Origin of the sequence: Liquorilactobacillus sicerae (assembly GCF_029916425.1) — a bacterium.
GTDB lineage: Bacteria > Bacillota > Bacilli > Lactobacillales > Lactobacillaceae > Liquorilactobacillus > Liquorilactobacillus sicerae.
The window spans coordinates 1-428 of the sequence record NZ_JAHAVQ010000275.1 but is presented as its reverse complement, the minus strand read 5'-3'; the positions used below and the strand labels follow the sequence as shown (position 1 = coordinate 428).

1 protein-coding gene is annotated in these 428 nt (G+C 38.6%); it reads left to right on the top strand.

Annotated elements, in window-relative coordinates:
* A partial coding sequence (locus KH893_RS12415; protein ID WP_281166351.1) for a beta-propeller fold lactonase family protein occupies positions 1-428 on the top strand: 428 nt, incomplete at both ends.

Genomic DNA, 428 nt, shown 5'->3' with positions numbered 1-428 from the left:
CTTTACGCGGTTGACAAGCAAGACCAGCGTGGCGGCATATCAGCATGGGATATTTCAACAATTCCATTCAAAAAAACCGACGAACAAATATCCAATGGATCCTCACCAGCCTATATATTCGTTGATGAAAAACGTCAATTAGTCTTTACTGGAAATTATCATAAAGGATCAGTATCTATTTATAAGATTATCGGTAAAAAATTAATTCAAAGCGATGAATTCAAAAATGAAGGCAGTGGTCCCCGCCCAGAACAGGAATCATCACATATTCATTTCACAGGGCTAACTCCGGATAATCGATTAGTGGCTGTCGATCTAGGGAGTGACGAAGTATTAACATTCGATCTATCAAAAGATGGAAAATTGTCTCAGCCAATTCGTTTTAAAACAGAAAAAGGTTTTGGCCCCCGACATATTCGCTTTAGCAA